Below are 15,408 nucleotides of genomic sequence, written 5' to 3'. Positions count from 1 at the left end.
GCTAAAATGTTAGATTCTTTAAACACCTCCATTCTGTTAGAACGTATTGAATTAATTTGCAAAATAGGAGGTTCGGAATATTTAAATGATAATGACCGGCAGATTACCCTGTTTTGGCTTGGCGAGTTGATTAAGCAAGTTAAAAGTGAGCTGGAAACCCAGATAGAAAAGCCACGGATAGTGGCTTCTTAAAACTTAAATCAGGCTGCATTGGCTTGCAGCAAGTCTAACGCCATCTGGCGCTGTTGCAGATTGAGGTTATTAATCACAGTCTGCAACAGAATATCGCCCGTTTTCGCACTGGGGCTGATGGTGTGTGAGAACGTCAGGTTCATCACAAAAGTATGGCCACACTCCACATCCGCACACGAACAATAAATATCGGCAATCTCGCGGTGCATCCGGTTGGTTTTACGAATGACGGCCTTAGCGCCGCACTCAGGGCAGATTATTTTTAATACGCGCATATTCCTCATTCCTGATGTCTCGAATTTACGCGATTTTACCATTTTCTTACTCATTCCTCACCCGAAATTACGCTATCTTGTTTAAAACGGATGTGTAATATTTCTGGCACATCAGGGTTATTTATCGCATTCATGAACATATTTTGCACGGGGATAACTTCATCCAGGCGATAGGCCGCCCGCGCCTTTTCTGGATCACCCAATCCGGCGGCATTGGTCGGGATAATGCCCGCCAGTCCTGCCGGGAATCGGTGGGCGGTCAGCACATCTTGTGAGCTGATACTTTTGACATTGGCAAACTCATCATTGGCGGAAATATCCCCGACCGGAATAAACTTGATGCCATCCGGGTCACCATTGGGAATATTCACAAACAGGGTGTCAAAGTTGCCGATCCCCTTGCTTTGTTGCAGTTTCCAGATGATTTCTTCTTCGGTTTCATCAGAGATATTGGGGTCATTGGTATAGATGATACCGCCCGTATGTGCCCCGTTATGGTAGTAGCGACGGCGAAAGATAGTCGCTTCCGAATTAAGCAAGGCCGCATGGATGCCGCCGATATAATCCGGCAGGCCATAAACCTGCTGCTGGGGATCATACTGCTTGATAAAAATTACTTCTTCCGGTGAGTAAACCAGTGGCTCACCTTCCTGCAATACCACAAAATCCCCGTCTTTACGGCGACGCAGGTAAAGGGAGGGCAGCACCTCCAGTCTCACGATATCACCCCAGAAGTTGCGCACTTTCAGGATGGCCACATCCCCGAAAATCAGGAAATTAATCACGGCTGATTTAAATTGTTCGTGACTCAGTCCGCCCCCCAGGTAATCCGAGGCCATCATATTGTGGCGGGAGTAGATAATACCGCCGTGTTGCCCGTTCATGTTGGTAAGCTGCGCCAGTGCCAGACGGTCAATGGGCAGGGTGTAATGATCATAATCGTTGTCATACCAGATTTTCTGGTAATCCGTCATGGTGGTGAGTATCGGCTCAGGTTTACCCAGCGTGATCAGGCTCATTTTCCGTTGACGGTTGTTGGTATGCACTGCTTTGGCGGTTTTCCTTAACTTTTTCTTGCTCATTATGCTGCCTTTGAAAATTGATATTTAGAGGAGCGTTTCTTCTCGTAGTTCAGGGGTTCATTCATCAGGGCATGGGAAATAGCCCAGAATACGTCGGCGTGTCCGGTTTCCTGCGAACGGTCGGCAACAAAGGTCATGGCCCCCCCTTTGCCCGTGGTCGTATGGCGGATAGCCAGGAATGAGGCCGGGATTTCTTTTTGTTCCCCGTTCCACTCAAGGCGTTCTTCGCTGACCACATCGATCATCTTCATCACCAGTTGGTTTTTGCTCTGCTGGCTGTAGTGAATGGCCTGTGTCTGGCGGGGCGCAAAGTCCTGCACCATCTCATAGACACCGTGACCAATGCCCGTGGTATCAATGCCGATATGGGTAAAGCGATAGCGTTTGAACAGTGCCTCAATCAGTTTGGCCTGATGTTTCCAGTTCATGCCTTGCCAGTAGAACGTCGCCAGAACCCGAAAGGCTTCGCCTGCCATCAATGGCGGGGCAACAATCACAAAGGTAGAGGTATCACCGGAGCGGGCAGGGTCAAAACCGCCCCACACTTCACGCTCACCGAACGGACGCATCGCGTTGGGGTCGTGATCTTCCCACAGATTGATATCAACGCCGCATTTTTCCAGTTGGTGATATTTGAATACCGATGCGCCGCTATCCACAAACTGGCACATATAGAGCATGTTAAAGGTGTCCTGGTTATAGCGGTTGCGCAGTTTCTCAATGGAGGCCAGATTAAACCCGCCCTTGATAGCATCCGCCATTGTGATGACATAACGCCACTGACCATCGGGGCAATCACGCCCGCCATCGCGCATCTCATCCACCGTGGGAAATACCACATTCTTACGTTTGGCATCGTTACCGCGCCATTCGTCGCCCATCCAGAACGGGTAGGCCGGATGCGTTTTGGCACTGGGGGTTGAGAAATAGGTGGTACGCCAATGGTTATGGGTGGCCATTGCGGAAGCCACTTCATTCAGGCGCTTAAAGTCGGGCACCCAGAAGTATTCATCACAATACAAATGGCCGCTGTAAGATTGCGCGGTGTTCTTATTGGTGGATAAGAAACGCAGTTCCGCGCCATTGCTCAGGCGAATCGGGTTACCTGTCAGTGTCACACCGAAGAATTGTTCGGCAATATTGACGATATAAGAACGGAAGACTTCGGCCTGGGGTTTGGACGCTGACAGAAAGATCTGAGGCTTACCCGTTAACACGGCATCTTCAAAGGCTTCAAAGGCAAAGTACCATGTCGCGCCAACCTGACGGCTTTTAAGGATATTACGGATAGATTTTGTAATATTATTGCGCAGGTGCTTCTGATAACCAAAAAGCTGTTCATCCGCAAATTGCCGGAAGTTTTCTTCTGTCAGGGCGGAAATATCATTTTTACGCTGGCGTTTCTTTTTCTTCGGCTCACCGTCACCGGATGGCGCATATTCACCGCTCGATTGTGCCCGCGCCTGAATCTCATCCAGCTTCTCTTTGTGCTTATTCTCCTGCGCCATCAGTTTGACATGATGGGCAATCAGGCGGTCGAGTTCGTCCAGTTCTCCGGCATTTTTATCATTACGTTCACTGAGCAGGGCGATACGGCGATTGATAGCCTCATGTACCGTTTCATGACTGAGCATATCCGCCCAGTGCCATTTTTCCGCCCAGTAGTAAATGATCCGCTTGTTGGGCAGGTTCAGCTCGTCGGCAATTTCAGCCGGGGTATAGCGGCGCAGATAAAGCGACTTCGCTACCTTAATAAGTTCATCTGAGTATTTAGCCATAATTTTCTAATTTTCATCCTTGATAGTCCCATTATGCAGGGCAAACAGACGGCTTTCGTCTGATTTGCTTCGGTTACATTCGGTTATGGCTTATATCCGAATTCATCCGAATTGCGCTGCTCGCGTGAGCCGATGGGATTCGCAATACTGTGTCTGACGCAAACGACAAGGAAGCAATATGTCTCAGTTAATGACGAACTGGATATGTATTGCCATGGAGGGCGACACGGTTGATGGTCGGGCAATAGAACCTAATTGGATCTTGGAAGCGGCCGAACTTTACGACCCGCAGCTGTATACCGCCCGGATCTGGCCAGAGCATGAACGCTGGTTCGGGGCAATGGGCGAAGTGCTCGCGGTGAAAGCCGAACACGGGGACGATGGGGCATTGCGTTTATATGCGCAACTGCGCCCTAATCACCGCTTGTTAGAGGCCAACCGGGACGGGCAACTGCTGTTTACCTCGGTGGAATTTACGCTTAACGGTAATTTTCGCGGAACAGGCAAAACCTATCTGGAAGGGCTGGCAGTCACGGATTCGCCAGCCAGTGTAGGCACAACCCGCCTGCAATTTAGCAAAAAGAAACAATCTCACCGATTCGGCGCGTATAAACCGCTGGTGATTGATGAAGTCAGGGAATTTAACCAAAAGGGAACAAAGATGGCTAAGGGTAAAAACACTAAAAAATCATGGCGCAGTCTCTTCAATATTGAAGAACAGGACGATACCTCGACCGACACAACCAATGATGATGCGTTGCAGGTATTAGCTCAAACGGTAGCTGATTTGGAAACCCGTTTAGCCGCCTTGGAGGGTAAACAGGAAGCCACTGAGCAAGTCGTGGAAGAAGTACAGGAAGATGTTGAAACCGTTAAAGAAGTGGTGGATACCGAAGATTTTGCCCGCCTGCGCGATAACTTGCCAAAGATTGTGAAAAATTTCGGCAAGCTGGACACACTGGCAACCCGTGTACCGTCACGTAACCCGAAAGGCAATAACAACGCCCGTTTTAATTTCCTATAACAGCGAAGGGAAGAACTATGCAATTAAATCAACGGGCACGGGCATTTTTGCAACAGTATACAGCGGGATTAGCTGAATCCTATGGGGTTGAAATTGAAGATACCTCACGTTACTTCTCGCTGACTGACCCAAAAGAAACCGCGCTGCGCAGCGCACTGCTGGAATCGGTCGAGTTCCTTAACATGATTACCTGTGCGGATGTGGATCAGCTTTCCGGTCAGGTGGTGTCGGTCGGTAATCCGGGACTCTTTACCGGACGTAAAAAATCTGGCCGCTTTACACGTGACACAGGCGTGGATGGTAACGAATATAAATTGAGAGAAACTGATTCCGGTGCGGCGTTGAAATGGGACTTGCTGTCCATTTGGGCCAACTCCGGTAGCGAAAATGAATTTTTCCAGCGTATGCAAGCCTTTATCAATGAATCTTTTGCGCTGGATATGCTGCGTATCGGCTTTAACGGTAAGAGTGCGGCGGACACAACTGACCCGGAAGCGAACCCGAACGGCGAGGATGTGAATATAGGCTGGCATCAGATTGCCAAAGAGTGGGATGGTGGTAAGCGTGTGATCACCACGCCCGTGACACTGGATGAACACGGCGACCATAAATCACTGGATTCGATGGCCTCTGACCTGATTAACGCCTGTATTCCGCAGCAATTTATCCATGATCCCCGTTTAGTGGTACTGGTCGGTGCGGATTTGGTCGCCGCCGAACAGTACCGGCTTTACCAGGCAGCCGACAGACCAACGGAAAAAATTGCCGCGCAGATGTTGGGTAGCTCGATAGCTGGCCGTCCGGCGATGGTGCCGCCATTTATGCCGGGTAAGCGTATGGTGGTCACGATGTTGCCGAACCTGCAAATTCTGACCCAGCGTAATACCCGTCAGCGTAAGGCGGAGTTTGTCGATGACCGCAAGCAGTTCGAAAACAAATACCTGCGCAACGAAGGTTACGCACTGGAAACACCGGAATTGTATGCGGCCTACGATGAGAACGCCGTCACCATTGGTACAGTGGCTGAACCCGCTGAAAAACCGGAAACAGACTGATGTTATCGCCTGCTCAACGACACCGTGCTGAGGTTGAACTGCGCCAGAAACTGGCACGGCAGCACGCTGTCGCCATTGCTGATGGCGCCAGTATGCACCTGCAAGCCCGTGCCATTGAGCAGGATGTGAAGCGATTACGTGAGTTACTGACCACAGCAGAGCGGGTTGAGATGAAACGGCGGGAATTGTTACCTAACTACCTGCCCACGGCACAACGCTACTTGGATGAAGGCGAGGTGTACAGCAACCCGATTTTTGTCTACTGCGTGATTTGGTTATTTGATATTGGGGATTTTGTCACCGGACTGGACTGGGCGGATATCGCCATTGAGCAGGGACAGCTCACCCCCGACCATTTTCGCAGTGGTTTTCCGGCGTTCGTGGCCGATACCGTGTTGCTTTGGGCGCAACGGGAAGCGGAAGCCGGAAACCCCGTCGAACCCTATTTCTCACGGACGTTTCACAATGTCACTGAAAAATGGAAAGTTCACGAGAAAATCAAGGCCAAATACTACAAATTCGCGGCGTTACACCTGCTAAAAGGGGATAACGCCGACATTAAGGCAAGCAGCGTGGAGAGTCTGGATGTGCTGGCGCAGGCCGATAGCTGGCTGGCAGCGGCGCATCAGTGCAATCCGGCATCGGGGGTAAAAACCTATCGACAACGGATCGCCGCCCGGGTACGGGCACTGACCAACGAAACGTTCAGCCTTAATCCATAACGACTACCGCAAGCCGGAGCGGGCGCGGTGGAGGCAGAGCAATTGATTGCTGATGGCCGTGGAAACCGGACAGCCCGCTTTTTTTTCAGGGAGAGAATGACCGATGTTTAATGGCAACACGGTGGATTATCGGGATGCCCCGCTGACTAATGATGGTTTTTGGCCGGACTTGAATTTGCGGGAATTTCAGGTTAATCGCAAATTGCCGCTCGATTTGGATAACGACATGCTGGCCAATGCGTTGCTGGCTACGGTGGCGGAGATCAATCTGGATTTAGCCCGACTGAAATCAAGATTGCAGGCCAAAGGCTACCAGAACGCCGCTGAGGTGTCGGGTATTTCCATTAACGGTAATACCGCACTGGTCAGCCAGTATAAAAAAAGCGGTGTATGCCAGGGCAAAAGCGGATTTACTGGGGGAATACACAACACTGGTCAGCCGTGCCCCCAATCCGGGACAGGAAAGCCCCGAAGTGCGCACCCGTCTCTTGGCTGAGGCCGCGATGGTACTGCGTAATATGAAAGGGCATAAACGTGTCACGGTGCGTTCAATATGAGCAAGTTACAGCAATTAACGGCCTTTTTACGGGAAAACCTGCCAGAGCGTATCTGTGAAACGGAATTTACCAGTGAAATGGATGAAATCCGCTTTATTCCGGCGCAACGGGATTTAGGGCTGGGGCAATACCAGATGTTTGTCCAGCAATATGAGGCGGTGATTGCCTGGGGACGTTTTCCTTATCGGGAGTGTGATCCGCGCAATATCCCCTTGCTGATTGATTCATGGTTAACCGCACAGGGAAATCGTTTCGGTGATGCGAATGTCGAGCAGGAACAACCGACACTGACCGTTGAAGTGGACGATAACACGGCGGTTGTCGTGGTGTCGCTGTCACTGGCAGAGCCTGTCGTGATACGGGAAGATCCGCAAGGCATGATCCCGTTTGATGGCAAGCGCTGGTCACTGGCCGATACCGAAGTGTGGTTCGCGGAACAAGGTGCGGTGCACAGTGTGGATGAGACGGGTGCCCAGATTGGACAAACAGCATGATTGTAAATGGTCAGTTGAATCAATCTCAGCTAAAAGAGCTGAAAAAGGCAGTCAATAGCCTCGAAATGCCACCGAAAAAGCGCCAACGCCTGTTATGGCGTATTGCAAAATATGGTGTGATTCAGGCAGCAAAACGCAATGTGCGTAATCAGCGATCACCAGAGGGCGAAAGCTGGCCTGCTCGAAAGACCCCGTGGCGCAAGAAGATGCTCCGAAATATGCCGAAATTGCTGCATATTCGGGAAATGCCGGAAATTAGCGCGGTTCGGCTTTATTTGCAAGGTGGGAAATATCCCCCTGTCAATGCGGGGTTAGTCGGTAGTGTGCAACAAAATGGCATGAAAGCACGAATTACTCGAAAAGCGGCATCAGAGAGTAATGAGACAAAGACCGTCGATTTAACGCGGAAAGCAACCATTAAACAGGCCAAAAAATTACGGGATTTGGGCTATCAGGTAAAGAAAGGAAAAAGGCTGCGCAAACCTACCATTAAAGAGATCACCGAAAAGATGCTCTTTATTAAGGCCGGGAAAAAAATCCGCGAACTGAGTGGTAAAGCAGCTAAAAGCTCATGGACGGTTGATATTCCCGCTCGTACGTTTTTAGGTCTGAATGACGATGAATTTAATAAGGCATTAGTCAGGCAGTTACAGGCCATCAACTATGGCTGGGATGTTAACGCACAAGACATAAGATAAAGGATCAATTATGTGGCCACATGTTCAGGTTAACCAGGTTAACCAACTGCAAGGCGAAACCAGGGAAATTGAGCGAGTATTGCTCTTTGTCGGGACGGGCAAAACCAACACAGGCAAGACGATTGCCGTCAATACCCAGACGGACTTTGATTCCGTGCTGGGAACGGCACAAACCGCCCTCAAGCGTCAGGTACTGGCGGCGATGGCCAACGCGGGGCAAAACTGGTCGGGCTATGTCCATATCTTGCCCGAAGCGGCGGATGAACTGGCCTTTATCGAGGCCGTGACCGCAGCGCAGACGGTTGCCAGCGTTGAAGGTTATGTCCTGACGGTGGGGGCCAATAAAGCCATGATCAAGGCAGCACAAACTTTGCGTGCCAACACCATTGCTAAGTTTGGCCGCTGGCAGTGGGCAATTCTGGCTGTGGACAGCCCACAATCGAAGGAGCCGTGGGCGGATTACGTGAACCGCCTGGCAGAGTTACAAAAAGGGGAAGCGGTGGCCTCGGTGCAACTGGTGCCGTGCCTGTGGGGCCATGAGGCGGGGGTATTGGCCGGGCGTTTGTGTCACCGTGCCGTCACCGTGGCAGACAGTCCGGCACGCGTCCAGACCGGTGCCCTGATGGATTTGGGTTCAGCCGATTTTCCGTTGGATGGCACGGGCGCACCGATTGATCTGGCCACCTTGCAGGCGCTGGAAAAACTGCGTTTCAGTGTGCCGATGTGGTATCCCGATTATGACGGCATGTACTGGTCAGACGGCCGCACGCTGGACGTGGAAGGCGGGGACTACCAGAGCATCGAAAACCTGCGGGTTGTGGATAAGGTGGCACGCCGTGTGCGGTTGCAGGCGATTGCCAAAATTGCCGACCGGAGTCTGAACAGTACGCCGGGCAGCATCGCCACGCACCAGGCTTACTTTGCCCGCACCCTGCGTGAAATGTCACGCAGTACCGAAATTAACGGGGTGACCTTTCCGGGTGAAGTGAAATCACCGAAAGACGGTGATGTCGCTATCACCTGGCGCAATAAAAACACCGTGGAAATTTATATCACTATCCGCACTTACGAATGTCCGAAAGGGATATCGGTCAGTCTGTTGCTGGATAGCAGTCTGGAGAAAAGCGCATGAGTCAACGTATTTCAGGCCAGTCGATTGATTTTAATATGGACGGGGATCTGGTTCATGCGGAAAAGGTCAACCTGTCCATTACGGATAATACTACCGCCGCGCAGACGCAGGGCGTACCGGATGGCTATATTGCCGGGGATGTGGCGGCGGAAGGGGAAATTGAACTCAGCACTAAATATCTGGAGATTGTGACCGCCAAAGCCCGTTCGGCGGGATCATGGCGGGGCATTCAGCCCGTCGATTTAATGTGGTACGCCAAAGCGGGGGACGAGGAAATCAAGGTTGAAGCCTACGGCTGCAAGCTGATTGTGAGTGACATTCTGGATGTTGATCCGAAAGGGGGCAGTGTCATGACTCATAAAGTGAAATTCGTGGTGACCAGCCCCGACTTTGTGCGTATTAATGGCATTCCCTATCTGGAAGCGGAACTGACACAAAGCCTGATTGGGTAAGGGGCGGTTCATGGAAGAACATGAGAAAACCTTTGTTACGCTGGTGCTATTGGGGGCGCTGATTGCGTTAGGCAAAATGCTGACAGGCCACGAACCCATCACCTTACGGCTATTTATTGGTCGCGTGATCCTCGGTTCGGCGGTGTCGGTGATGGCAGGTGCCTTGTTGATTTGGTGGCCCGGTATCAGCCCGATAGCGGTGACCGGAATTGGCAGCGCACTGGGGATTGCCGGCTATCAGTTAGTTGAAGTCTGGCTACGCAAGCGCGGCAGCGCCTTGTTAACAGGGAAGTTAAAGCAATGACACTGAGTGAGAAACAGCAGTTATTTGCCGTCCTGATCGCCCAGTTGATTTTATGGGCGGATGAGCGCGGTTACCGCGTGACGTTCGGGGAAGTCTACCGGACACCGGAGCAGGCGAAACTGAACGCGCAAAAAGGGACAGGTATCGCCAACAGCCTGCATACCCGGCGTCTGGCGGTTGATCTGAATCTGTTTATCCAGGGCAAATACCAGACCCTGAGTGCGGCATACCTGCCTTTGGGGGAATATTGGGAGTCGCTCGGCGGCACATGGGGCGGGCGTTTCTCCCGTCCCGATGGCAACCATTTTTCGCTGGCGCATAACGGGGTGAAATGATGCTCAAGGTACGGACGCTGTATGTACTCTGCCTTGCGTTAGCGTTCGGTGCGGGCTGGCGCGTCAATCATTACTACCGTGACAGCGTAGAGCTTGGAATAACACGGGCGGCGGCGGAAACCGCAGAGAACATCCGGCAGGAATGGCAGGCCATTTCCAGCGCCTCCGCCCGACAACTGGAAGGTAAACTGGAGGAGATCGCCCATGCTGCCCCCAGAGAAATACGTACTGAGGTGGTTAAGCCTGTTTTTACTGCTGTGTGCGTTAGCCCTGAGTTTGTCAGGATGTACAACGAGACAGCCGAACGGGTCGAACGTACCTTATCAGGAAAACTTACTGACACCCTGTCAGCAACGGTTACCCCGACTGGCGGGAATGACCGGAAATAATTTAGCGAATATTGTGATTGATTATATCCAGATATATGGCCCTTGCGCCGCACGGCATAATCAATTAGTGGATGAAATAAATAAAAGAAAGGAATTAAATCATGAGCAAAGAAAATAAAATTATCACCTTAATGATTGGCGAAAAAGAAATTAAATTTGAACCGAATATTATCGCCTATAACAGCATGATTAATGATATGACGCTGGATAATAAGATTGTGCCGATTGTCACTTACCTGCGCCGCATTGTTCAGCCTGCCTCTAAAGCCGCGCTGGATGAGTTTCTGCAAATCCCCGGCGCGGCCATGCAGCTTGTAGAGCGCGTGAATTCGGAATATGCGCCTAAGCTGGACATCGAAATAAAAAACTAAATGCACGGGTTAAGGCCATTGACCAGAGTTTATTTGAGCAGGCCTTAATATTACGCCGTCATTATTTACCGGATGAAAAAGATAATACGGAAAATTTAGCCCGGGCTATTTGGCTGGATAATCGTTATTGGGAAAATATGCGCATCGCCACGGCGAATGGTATTGCGCTGGCATTTAAGGGTGAATCATGAGTGGGCAATTAGATTTTACCTTAAGCCTGATTGATAAAATTACTCAACCGCTGGCGAAAGCCAAAGCGGCGGTGTCAGGCTTTGCCCAGTCGTCGCAAGATGCGTTTGGCAAACTGGCCGTGGGCGGGGCAGGTCTGGCCGCGTCGTTCTGGTCTATCAAGGGCTTTTTAGATCCGGCCATTGAAATGGATGAGGCGCTGAAATCGGCCTCACTGCAAGGTATCGACAGTAGTGTGATGGATAAAGTGGCCCATGATGCCATGACGTTCAGTTCTCAGTACGGCAAATCGTCGATTGAGTTTGTACAGTCGGCCTCGGAGATCAGCAAGGCGATCGGCGGGTTGTCACACAGCGATCTGCCTCAGATGACCCACATTGCCAACACCACCGCCGCGGCCCTGAAATCCAGTGCCAGCGATACCGCCGGTTATATGGGGAAAATGTTTGCCCAGTTCTCCAGTCATGCCAACGCGGTGGGGCACCTCCAGTTTGCCGGGGAACTGGCAGGCAAGGCGGTGGCGATGTCAAAAACGTTCGGCATGTCCATGACCGACATTGCGGATGCGATGGAAGGGGCACGCGCGGCCGGGACGCAGTTTGGTGTCGGCATTGATGAACAGCTGGCCGTGTTGGGGGAATTGCAACGTTCTTTGGGCAGTGAATCCAGTGGTGCTTATGAGTCGTTTATCACGAATGCAGAAGCCAGCGGCCAGAAACTGGGGCTAAGTTTTGTCAATGCGTCGGGAAAATTGCTGTCGATGCCGGAAATGCTGGAGAAGCTCCAGGCTAAATACGGCAAGAGCATTGAAGGCAACCTTAAGGCACAGGCCGAAATTGAAGCCGCCTTTGGGGATTCGGCCGTGGTGGTCAAACAGCTCTACGGCAATGTCGATATGCTGCGCAAGAACATGACGGCACTGGGTGCCAACGATGGTATGAAACGCACCCGCGACATGGCCGAACTGATGGCGAACCCGTGGGAACGGCTGCAAGCCATCTGGCAAAATATCCGTATTGTCATTGGTTCAACCTTGCTGCCAGTGATCAAACCGTTAATCAATAAGCTGGCTGATGGCAGTCAGATACTGGTGCGCTGGGCGAAGCTGTTTCCCAATATCGCGCGTTGGATCGGGTATATTTCGGTCGGCATACTGAGCTTTGCGGCGGCGGGGGCAGCGGCCAATATTGTGATGGGGGTGTCTAAGTTTATTTGGGTTGGCCTTAAGGGCATTTGGGCGGCCTGTACACTGGTGATGAAACTGTGGACGGCGGCAGTCTGGCTTTGTAATGGTGCGGTTACCGTATGGAACGTCGGGCTGAGAATATTGCGCAATACCTTGATGGCTGTTCGTATGCAGGCCATGTTAGCGGGTATCTCATTCAGCTTTATGACGTGGCCGATCCTACTGATTATCGCGGCGATTGCGTTGTTGGCGGTGGGCATTTATTTGCTGATTAAGCATTGGGATGCCATCAAGGCGGCCATCATGAACACGACGGCCTTTAAGGTTATCGCGGCTTGTGTGCAATGGGTCGGGGAGATCTTCGGCAAGGTTTTTGCGTGGATTGGCGAGGCGTGGGATAACCTCTGTAACTGGTTCAGCAACTTTTCACTGGCGGAGACGTTTTCCGGCATGGTGGACAGTGTCAGCAATCTGTTTAGTGGCTTATGGGACTGGCTAAAAGGATCATTCGGGGACGCCTACAATTGGATTATCGAGAAGTTAAATTACATTCCCGGTATTAATATTGAGACCCAAGCCATTGAGAAGACGGTCACCGAACCGACCGGAAAAGCGGCGGCTCCGGTTTCGGGCATCGGGGAAAATACCCAGAAATTAATGGCCCCGCCTAATGGGGTGTTACAGGGGCAGTCCCCCATCATGGGAAAAGCGCCCGTGCCCAACATGGGCATGGGGGAAAATACGGCCAAATTAATGATGCAACCCAACGGGATTTTGCAGGGCCAGCCCCAAGCGATGATCCAGCCTGTGAAAGCCATTAAACCGCCCGAAACCGAGGGCGTATTAACGGGCGGAAAAAAGCAGGGCATTGGCAAGCAGGGTCTGATGAAAGCGGTAACAACAAATTCACAGACCATCACGGATAACAGCCGCCGGATTGAAAATGTGACGCTGAATGTGAAGGGCAATGTCACACCGGCACAACTCACGGAATGGGAGCAGGTGGCTTATGGATGAGCCGAAATACATTGATTTATTGATCACGGGCGGCAATTTTACGCTCAACTCAGGCAACGAACCGCAATTTTGCAATAACCGCGTGTCAATTGGGCAGGATTGTGTTCACGCCATCCTTGAAAGCGGTCTTGCTACCGAACTGGTGGCCGAACGCAGCCCGACCCTGCGTGCGGATATCCGCACCCAGATAGAGATCCTGGTTGAAGATGATGAACGGATTATTCCGGGCACCGTCATCATTAATGAAGAATCGCCGATTAAGTTATGGATCACGGCGGAAACCTATGATTTTGGCCGTATTAGTGTGAGTGTGGGGCATGGACACTAAACCGACGATAGATTATGAGAAGGTCTTGCGTGACAGCGGGATGCCGACCACGGAAACCGAAATCAGCAATGCCTTTGCCCGGGTTGTGGATAACGCGGGTCTGGTGACCAACACCTCGCGCATGTCCCCGTTCTGGCGGCTGATTAACTCGATTGTGACGCGCCCTGTGCTGTGGCTGAAAGAGGCGTTAATTAATGTCACGCTGAAAAACATGTATCTGGCGACGGCATCGGGTACCTGGCTGGATATGTTCGCCTGGGGCGTCAACCTGAAACGCAAGCCCGCATCGGCTGCACTGGGCGTGATCCGCGTCTATAAAGCCGCCGGCGCTTCGGCGGTGACCGTGCCTGCCGGAACCGTTATCCAGACTGAGCGTATTAATGGCGAAATCTACCGGGTCAGCACCACAGAAAGTGTTGTCATTGCCGAAGGGGTCAGCAGTGCGTTACTGCCTGTGACGGCAGATGCCACGGGCGGGGCTTTCAATCTGGCACCGGGTTATTTTCGCATTCTGCCTGTGGCCGTGTCCGGCATTGCGCGGGTGCAGAATGAAGAAGGCTGGCTGTTAACCCCCGGCGCAGACGCCGAAAGCGATGATGAGTTGCGTGACCGTTGCCGCAACCAATACAACCTGGTCGGTAACTATCATACTGATGCGGTTTACCGGGGCATGATTGCCACGGTGGCGGGCTTAAGCATTGACCGCATCTTCTTTCTGCACGATGCGCCCCGTGGGGCGGGTACCGCCAATGCCTACCTGTTGCTGGATTCGGGGGTGATCAGCCAGCCGTTTATTGAGGCGGTGAACGATTACATCACCAATCAGGGGCATCACGGGCACGGCGATGATATGCAGTGCCTGCCGATGCCGGAAACGCATCATGCGCTAACGGTGACGCTGTTTGTGGTGAATAGGGCGAACTACAGTCAGGAACAAATCGCCACGCTGAAAATGGATGTCAGCGACCTGATCCGCTGTGCCTTTCGGGAAAATACGGACTATCAGGTTAAAAAGACCTGGCCGTACTCACGCTTTTCATTTTCGAATCTGGGGCGTGAGATACACCGTGAATTCACCGAAATTGAGTCACTGACCTTTTCAGTGGGTGACATTCTCAGTGAGCTGAGTGTGCCCCGGCTGCAATCACTCACCGTGGAGGTGAAAAATGTCTGAATTCCGGGAGCGCCTTAAGCGGCTGGCCTTGCCCTCATGGATGGATAAGGGCGAACCCGCTAAGTTGCTGAGTGCGGTGCGGGTATTCTGGACAGCGGTTTATCGCTGGCTTAAATGGCCACTGGCGCAACTGGATGCAGAAACCTGCACAGAAGCGCTGTTATCGGTGCTGGCCTACCAGCGGGATATCCAGCGCTTTAACGGCGAGCCGCTGGCGTTGTTTCGCAAGCGGGTGAAGTACGCCTTTATCAACGCCAGAGACGCGGGCAGCATCGCAGGCTTTATTGCCATCTTTGCGCGTCTGGGCGTGGGCTATGTGGAATTGCTGGAGCGCCAGCCGGGCATTGACTGGGATGTGATTATCCTGCGCCTGAGTGACGGGCAGATAGCGGCAAACCCCGATTTGCTGATGAATATCATCCGCCAGTATGGCCGCACCTGTCGTCGCTACCGTTTTGAAGTGATAGCGAAAAATCAATTATTAATGCGCGTGGGGAGTGTAAGCGCAGACTATATCTGTTATGCCGCCGCTATACCGACACAGCCGCTGTTATTACGGGTGGGGCATATAGCAGGCGTTGCCGTCTGTGACCATGCCAGCCTCAAGGAACGTACCGCACCGACAGTGACCTACGGTGCGTCATTATAAGGAAA

At 51.9% G+C, this 15,408-nt stretch carries 21 protein-coding genes and 1 pseudogene; 19 read left to right on the top strand and 3 right to left on the bottom strand.

Translation table 11 applies throughout. The annotated features are described in order from the left end of the window. The first annotated feature begins 6 nt into the window (after positions 1-6). Positions 7-192 carry a hypothetical protein gene (locus PXH59_RS12525; RefSeq protein WP_285808644.1) on the top strand — a complete coding sequence of 62 codons (186 nt, stop codon included), beginning with the start codon at positions 7-9 and terminating at the stop codon, positions 190-192. Positions 193-200: 8 nt separating this feature from the next. Here PXH59_RS12525 and PXH59_RS12520 read toward each other — a convergent pair whose 3' ends face one another. Genes PXH59_RS12520 through PXH59_RS12510 form a run of 3 tightly spaced genes read right to left on the bottom strand, consistent with a single transcriptional unit; the run spans position 201 to position 3,327 of the window. Beyond that, positions 201-521, bottom strand: coding sequence for an Ogr/Delta-like zinc finger protein (locus tag PXH59_RS12520; protein WP_285808642.1), 321 nt, complete (start codon positions 519-521; stop codon positions 201-203). Beyond that, entirely contained in the window at positions 518-1,549 is a 1,032-nt protein-coding gene (locus PXH59_RS12515; RefSeq protein WP_285808640.1) for a phage portal protein, read from the bottom strand. Before PXH59_RS12515 ends, PXH59_RS12520 begins: the two co-directional genes overlap by 4 nt. After that, positions 1,549-3,327, bottom strand: coding sequence for a terminase large subunit domain-containing protein (locus tag PXH59_RS12510; RefSeq protein WP_285808638.1), 1,779 nt, complete (start codon positions 3,325-3,327; stop codon positions 1,549-1,551). The genes PXH59_RS12515 and PXH59_RS12510 overlap by 1 nt, the downstream gene beginning before the upstream one ends. Positions 3,328-3,505: 178 nt before the next feature. On the opposite strand from PXH59_RS12510, the gene PXH59_RS12505 reads away from it, so the two are divergent. The 18 genes and pseudogenes from PXH59_RS12505 (at position 3,506) to PXH59_RS12425 (ending at position 15,403) form a co-directional block, all read left to right on the top strand. After that, positions 3,506-4,351, top strand: coding sequence for a GPO family capsid scaffolding protein (locus PXH59_RS12505; protein WP_285808637.1), 846 nt, complete (start codon positions 3,506-3,508; stop codon positions 4,349-4,351). Positions 4,352-4,368: 17 nt separating this feature from the next. Beyond that, positions 4,369-5,406, top strand: a complete 1,038-nt coding sequence (locus PXH59_RS12500; protein ID WP_285808636.1) for a phage major capsid protein, P2 family — start codon at positions 4,369-4,371, stop codon at positions 5,404-5,406. After that, a complete protein-coding gene (gene gpM, locus PXH59_RS12495; protein WP_285808635.1) occupies positions 5,406-6,128 on the top strand; it encodes a phage terminase small subunit in 723 nt (240 codons plus the stop codon). The genes PXH59_RS12500 and gpM overlap by 1 nt, the downstream gene beginning before the upstream one ends. A 103-nt stretch (positions 6,129-6,231) precedes the next feature. Continuing rightward, positions 6,232-6,474, top strand: a pseudogene (locus tag PXH59_RS12490) (head completion/stabilization protein); the annotation flags it as partial. A 40-nt stretch (positions 6,475-6,514) separates the two neighbouring features. Further along, positions 6,515-6,685 carry a head completion/stabilization protein gene (locus tag PXH59_RS12485; RefSeq protein WP_285808634.1) on the top strand — a complete coding sequence of 57 codons (171 nt, stop codon included), beginning with the start codon at positions 6,515-6,517 and terminating at the stop codon, positions 6,683-6,685. Further along, positions 6,682-7,179, top strand: coding sequence for a phage tail protein (locus PXH59_RS12480; RefSeq protein ID WP_285808633.1), 498 nt, complete (start codon positions 6,682-6,684; stop codon positions 7,177-7,179). The genes PXH59_RS12485 and PXH59_RS12480 overlap by 4 nt, the downstream gene beginning before the upstream one ends. Continuing rightward, positions 7,176-7,877 carry a phage virion morphogenesis protein gene (locus PXH59_RS12475; protein WP_285808632.1) on the top strand — a complete coding sequence of 234 codons (702 nt, stop codon included), beginning with the start codon at positions 7,176-7,178 and terminating at the stop codon, positions 7,875-7,877. Before PXH59_RS12480 ends, PXH59_RS12475 begins: the two co-directional genes overlap by 4 nt. 7 nt (positions 7,878-7,884) lie before the next feature. Continuing rightward, positions 7,885-9,009, top strand: coding sequence for a DUF2586 domain-containing protein (locus tag PXH59_RS12470; RefSeq protein ID WP_285811769.1), 1,125 nt, complete (start codon positions 7,885-7,887; stop codon positions 9,007-9,009). Beyond that, positions 9,006-9,461, top strand: a complete 456-nt coding sequence (locus PXH59_RS12465) for a DUF2597 family protein (protein WP_285808631.1) — start codon at positions 9,006-9,008, stop codon at positions 9,459-9,461. The genes PXH59_RS12470 and PXH59_RS12465 overlap by 4 nt, the downstream gene beginning before the upstream one ends. 10 nt (positions 9,462-9,471) lie before the next feature. Beyond that, the gene (locus PXH59_RS12460; protein WP_285808630.1) at positions 9,472-9,765 is read left to right on the top strand and encodes a phage holin family protein; all 294 of its coding nucleotides are present in this window, start codon (positions 9,472-9,474) and stop codon (positions 9,763-9,765) included. Beyond that, positions 9,762-10,100, top strand: a complete 339-nt coding sequence (locus tag PXH59_RS12455; RefSeq protein WP_285808629.1) for a M15 family metallopeptidase — start codon at positions 9,762-9,764, stop codon at positions 10,098-10,100. The genes PXH59_RS12460 and PXH59_RS12455 overlap by 4 nt, the downstream gene beginning before the upstream one ends. Continuing rightward, positions 10,097-10,489, top strand: a complete 393-nt coding sequence (locus tag PXH59_RS12450; protein WP_285808628.1) for a hypothetical protein — start codon at positions 10,097-10,099, stop codon at positions 10,487-10,489. Before PXH59_RS12455 ends, PXH59_RS12450 begins: the two co-directional genes overlap by 4 nt. A 101-nt stretch (positions 10,490-10,590) precedes the next feature. Continuing rightward, positions 10,591-10,860, top strand: a complete 270-nt coding sequence (locus tag PXH59_RS12445; RefSeq protein WP_285808627.1) for a putative phage tail assembly chaperone — start codon at positions 10,591-10,593, stop codon at positions 10,858-10,860. Positions 10,861-10,877: 17 nt separating this feature from the next. After that, positions 10,878-11,051 (top strand): DUF6890 family protein, encoded by a 174-nt coding sequence (locus PXH59_RS20270; RefSeq protein ID WP_434223381.1) that lies wholly within the window; start codon positions 10,878-10,880, stop codon positions 11,049-11,051. Beyond that, the gene (locus PXH59_RS12440) at positions 11,048-13,252 is read left to right on the top strand and encodes a phage tail tape measure protein (protein ID WP_285808626.1); all 2,205 of its coding nucleotides are present in this window, start codon (positions 11,048-11,050) and stop codon (positions 13,250-13,252) included. The genes PXH59_RS20270 and PXH59_RS12440 overlap by 4 nt, the downstream gene beginning before the upstream one ends. Continuing rightward, positions 13,245-13,580, top strand: coding sequence for a DUF2590 family protein (locus PXH59_RS12435; protein WP_285808625.1), 336 nt, complete (start codon positions 13,245-13,247; stop codon positions 13,578-13,580). The genes PXH59_RS12440 and PXH59_RS12435 overlap by 8 nt, the downstream gene beginning before the upstream one ends. Further along, positions 13,570-14,754, top strand: a complete 1,185-nt coding sequence (locus PXH59_RS12430; protein WP_285808624.1) for a baseplate J/gp47 family protein — start codon at positions 13,570-13,572, stop codon at positions 14,752-14,754. The genes PXH59_RS12435 and PXH59_RS12430 overlap by 11 nt, the downstream gene beginning before the upstream one ends. Continuing rightward, positions 14,747-15,403, top strand: a complete 657-nt coding sequence (locus PXH59_RS12425) for a phage tail protein (RefSeq protein ID WP_285808623.1) — start codon at positions 14,747-14,749, stop codon at positions 15,401-15,403. Before PXH59_RS12430 ends, PXH59_RS12425 begins: the two co-directional genes overlap by 8 nt. Positions 15,404-15,408 lie beyond the last annotated feature (5 nt).

It is taken from the genome of Xenorhabdus bakwenae (assembly GCF_030272115.1).
GTDB classification, from domain to species: domain Bacteria; phylum Pseudomonadota; class Gammaproteobacteria; order Enterobacterales; family Enterobacteriaceae; genus Xenorhabdus; species Xenorhabdus bakwenae.
Note: the sequence above shows the minus strand (reverse complement) of the source record. Positions and strands in the feature narration are given on the sequence as shown.